At 60.3% G+C, this 4253-nt stretch carries 5 protein-coding genes; 2 read left to right on the top strand and 3 right to left on the bottom strand.

The features are described from left to right. From ACXJ5O_RS20225 to ACXJ5O_RS20215, 3 genes are all read right to left on the bottom strand, one after another. A partial coding sequence (locus ACXJ5O_RS20225; protein ID WP_457301459.1) for an amidohydrolase family protein occupies positions 1 to 937 on the bottom strand: 937 nt, incomplete at its 3' end. Continuing rightward, on the bottom strand, positions 931 to 2025 hold the full coding sequence (locus ACXJ5O_RS20220; protein ID WP_457301458.1) for a tungsten formylmethanofuran dehydrogenase: 1095 nt from the start codon (positions 2023 to 2025) through the stop codon (positions 931 to 933). The genes ACXJ5O_RS20225 and ACXJ5O_RS20220, both read right to left, overlap by 7 nt. A gap of 83 nt (positions 2026 to 2108) precedes the next feature. Then, positions 2109 to 2498 carry a 4a-hydroxytetrahydrobiopterin dehydratase gene (locus ACXJ5O_RS20215; protein WP_457301457.1) on the bottom strand — a complete coding sequence of 130 codons (390 nt, stop codon included), beginning with the start codon at positions 2496 to 2498 and terminating at the stop codon, positions 2109 to 2111. A 100-nt stretch (positions 2499 to 2598) separates the two neighbouring features. Here ACXJ5O_RS20215 and ACXJ5O_RS20210 point away from each other — a divergent pair, with 100 nt between their 5' ends. Beyond that, a complete protein-coding gene (locus ACXJ5O_RS20210) occupies positions 2599 to 3564 on the top strand; it encodes a beta-ribofuranosylaminobenzene 5'-phosphate synthase family protein (RefSeq protein ID WP_457301456.1) in 966 nt (321 codons plus the stop codon). Positions 3565 to 3598: 34 nt separating this feature from the next. Beyond that, on the top strand, positions 3599 to 4253 hold a 655-nt coding region (locus ACXJ5O_RS20205), incomplete at its 3' end, for an NAD(P)-dependent methylenetetrahydromethanopterin dehydrogenase (RefSeq protein WP_457301455.1).

Below are 4253 nucleotides of genomic sequence, written 5' to 3'. Positions count from 1 at the left end.
GCCGCATCACGTCCGACGAGATGGTCACCGTCTGGCCGAACATCACCTGGCCGATATCAATGGTCACATCAGGGTTGGCGTTGACGGCTTCCGCCAGGCGCGCGGCCTCGGACGAAAACTTGCGCTTGCCTTCGGTGCCATAACCATAGAACTGGAGATGGGCGAGATGCAGCGGTACGCCTTCCGTCGCGGCGATCGTTGCGGCAGCCGTATCGGCACTGCCGGCAATGCCGAGATTATTGGCGTGCACATGCAAGGGATGCGGCACGCCGAGCCGCGTCACAGATGCCTGCAGCGACTTGACGATCTTGCGCGAGCTGACGCCATATTCCGGCACGATATCATCGAACGAAAACGAGCGGACATTCTCCTTGAAGGCCGCCGCTGCACCGGCGTTGATGACCTTTACGCCGAGGGCGCGGCTCGAGCCGATGACCCAGGCGACATAATCATCGAGCATTGCCGAGGACTTGCCATTACGTAGGAGCGACAGGGTAAAATCATCATTGCCGAGGATCGCAAGCGTTGCCTTGTCGATGATCGGGATGTCGGCGAGTTCGAGATGCGTATGCAAAGCGGTGTACGGCGCCATCGCTGGCTCGACAACGGTTGTGAAGCCCATCTGCGCGTAGAGCGTGCCGGTCTGGAAGGTAGACCAACCGGCGTTCGACAGTGGCGTATTGGCCGGGCGCGGCAGGTGCGCGCGGTGATTCTCGGGCAGAAGCAGGCGCGCCGTATTCACATTGCCGCCGCCGATATGCGAATGGATATCGATGGCTCCGGCCATGACGATGCAGCCGGAGACATCGTGCGTCTCATCCGCCGTCGCGCCCTTCGGCGCATCGACAAGCAGGCCGTCCCTGATCCAGACGTCGCGCTTTGCGGTTGCGCCGTTGACGGGATCGACGACCTCTCCGCCGGTAAGACGGATCAGCATGGCAAGGCCCTTCGGCCGGGTAAAGCTTCGGCCAACTGGTTGATGATGCTCGAGACGCTCGGCAGTTGCGAGGGCTGGGCAGCCTGCACCGCCCTGAATGTGCCGGTCCGGCTCGAGTAGGAAACGCCATCATGATCGATGCCGGCCTTGCCGACGGAAATCGTAATTTTCGCGCCGGACGTTGGAATATTCGTTTTGCTCAGCGATATCAGCGGTATCTTGCCCCCACGGGGGGGAGTTTCGCCGCCCCTTGTCGACATCCAGACATGAAGGTCCGCTTCCTTGTCGCGGATCATGCGCTGGATGTCCCATCGCCCGGGGTCATAGCTTGGGAGGCTATTCGAAAAACCTGTTCGGGGCGGAAAGCCCGTCATCCATAGCGAGGTGAGCGCGGTGCCCCACGCGTCGTCATCGGCGGGCAGAAACACGCTGCTGGCGCGGCCGGTCTTGTTGAGGTCGGCGATCAAGCCCTGCAGCATGACGAGGCCGGCCGTTCCGCCCGACGTGCCCGAGAAGACGAAAACCGGGAATTGTGCCGTGGTCAAGGCCTTCTTGAAGCGGTCGATATTGGTCAAGGAGGCAGCAATGCGCTGGCCCTGCAACGCGGCGCGAAGCACGCCAAGCGCGGCAGGCAAAGACAGTCCCTCGCCGCTCAGTGGTATCGCATTCAACTTGCGGACGAGCTTGCCAGCTTCGGTCGCTTCGGTTCCGTCGATATGGAACCAGCTGCGTTTGTGCTTGTCGCCAAGATCCGGCTGCGAATCGGCCCAGGCCTGCAGGAGTTCGTGATGGGCGGGAGGGATTTCGCCGACGATGACGATGAGGCTGGAACGGCGGCGCGCTTCTCCCGGCGTCGTGAACATGCCGCCGTGATCGGTGAACAGCGCGACCTCTTTGGCAAGCACATCACCTGCGGCATGATCGTAAGCGCCACCTAACCTTTCGGCGAGCGCAATGGCACTGCGCGTACCATGGACATCCGCATCGAGGGTAAAAACTGGACAGCGGCTGGACGCCAGAAGCTTTGCAGCATTCCGAACAGCATCCGTCAAAGGTACCGGCTGGCTGCCAATCCATGCAACCGACATATTCCGCAACTTTCTGGTGCCTGCCTAAACTTAGCTACCTTTTTTTCGAATGTGAACCCTGTCGGCGTGCAAAAAATTTCAGATCAATCGTCGTACTTAACGTAGGCGAAGCGCTGGTCGGTTTGCGGCGTTCCTTCCAGCGATCCCRCCTCCTTGCCCGGTTGCCAGTGGACGACGCTCTCGATTTTTTTGGCGAGCTCGAAATCCTTGTCGGTGATGCCCTTGGCCGCATGGTTCTGCAGCAGGACCTCGACCCAGGCGTAGGAGGCCTTCAGATCCGGATGATGCCAGGCAGCCTCGGCGAGATGGCCAACGGTGTTGATCACCATCAGGGTCGACTTCCAGCCATGGGTCTTGTACTTGCGGCGAATCCAGCCGTTCTCATAGCGCCAGTGCGGCAAATCCGCCTTGAGCTTTTCGTTGATTTCGCTTTCGGAATATACCTTTTCCTTGGGCTTCTTCTCGTCGGTCATCGGCAATACTCCACTTCTTGATTGATGATGCTTGCACCTCGGTCGAAAGACGATATCATAGTGCAGGGCCCGATTTTTGAGATTGTGTAAAGAATAGCAAATGTCGGAATCCGTCACCATTAAAGTCCCGGCGCGCCTTCATCTCGGCTTTCTCGATATACCGCGTTCTGGCACCGATCGCTTCGGCAGCGTCGGCTTGCCTGTGCAGGATATCGCGACCGTCCTGACGATTTCCCGTTCGGCCGAGACACAGGTTCATGGCGACGAACAGGCGCGCATCGAACAGCATGTCGCGGCTCTGTGCAATCATCTCGGCATCAAGGCGCAACACCGGATCAATGTGCAGCGAGCGATCCCGCGGCACATAGGCCTCGGTTCGGGCACACAGATCGCGTTGGCTGTCGCGGCTGCTATCCGCACGCTGCATGGTCTGCCGCTCGACGCCGTCAACGATGCTGTCCTGCTCGGACGCGGCTCCCGCTCCGGAATCGGTATTGCTGCATTCGAAGAAGGTGGTGTGATCGTCGATGCGGGAAAAGGCGCTGGCGGCGCGGCGCCCACCGTTATTTCGCGCATACCTTTTCCCGAATCCTGGCGCATCATCCTCGTCTTCGATGCCTCGACGCAAGGCATCCATGGCGAGGCTGAGATAGAAGCCTTCCGGACATTACCGCCGTTCCCGGTCGAAACCTCGGCTGCAATCTGCCGCCATGTGCTGATGGGTATCATGCCGGGGCTGATCGAGCAGGATCTCCCATCGTTCGGCCGGGCTGTGGAAGCGATCCAGGCCGAGATCGGCAACTATTTCGCACCGGCGCAGGGCGGCGTTTTCACCAGCAAGCATGTCGAAGCCACCATCCGGCGACTGGCACAGGCGGGTGCCGTGGGCATCGGCCAGAGCTCATGGGGACCGACAGGCTTCGCCTTTGCGGCCTCGCAGACGGAAGCGACGCGCATTGTCGACGCGATTGGCGGGCAGTCGCTCGGCACCACCATCCAGATCGTTGCGGGCCGAAACGCGGGTGCGGATATCACGCACACCACATTAAACTTCGCAACAGCTTAAGTTCAGGGCCTATTATCAACAAGGAGCGGAAACAGTGAGCCGCAAAACCATCCTTCACATGCTGACACCACTTCGGCAGATGAGCCCGTTCGACGTCAATATGGCGCTCGATGCGGGCTATGACGCCGTAGTTCCCTATACGGATGTCACCCTTGCCGATGTCGGCAACCTCGTCCAGGACGCGATTTTTTCGCGCCCGCCGGATGCGGGGGTTGCGACAGGCATCTTTCTCGCGGGCAAGGACGCGCCGACGGCGCTCGACATGCTCGATGCGGCGAAGAAAGCCATGGTGCCGCCCTTTGAAATATCGGTTTTCGCCGATCCGGCAGGCTCGTTCACCACGGCTGCGGCAATGGTCGCCAAGGTCGAAAAGGCATTGATCAAGCACCATGACCGCGAATTGAATGGAACCTCGGTGGCGGTCTTCGGCGCAACGGGTGTCGTCGGCTATTGCACAGCGGTTATCGCGGCCGAACAGGGTGCGCGGGTGACGATCGTGGGTCACGATGGCATTGAGCGCGTGCAGGAGATTGCGGCGTCGATCAAGCAGCGGTTCGGCGTAACAGTCGAGCCTGCCGACGGCTCGACGGAAGCCAAAAAGGCTGCAATCGTGGAGGATACGGAAGTGGTTCTGGCGGCGGCAAAGGCCGGCATTCAGGTGATTTCGCAAGCGCAGCTCGGTTCTGCAG

The organism is Phyllobacterium sp. P5_D12 (genome assembly GCF_054049495.1).
The sequence above is the reverse complement of the archived record's forward strand: the minus strand, read 5'-3'. Positions and strand labels throughout refer to the sequence as shown.

Excerpts from the sequence above, each read along its gene's own strand:
- ACXJ5O_RS20220 (WP_457301458.1), bottom strand. The coding sequence starts at position 2,025 with ATGTCGGTTGCATGGATTGGCAGCCAGCCGGTACCTTTGACGGATGCT.
- ACXJ5O_RS20210 (WP_457301456.1), top strand. The coding sequence starts at position 2,599 with ATGTCGGAATCCGTCACCATTAAAGTCCCGGCGCGCCTTCATCTCGGC.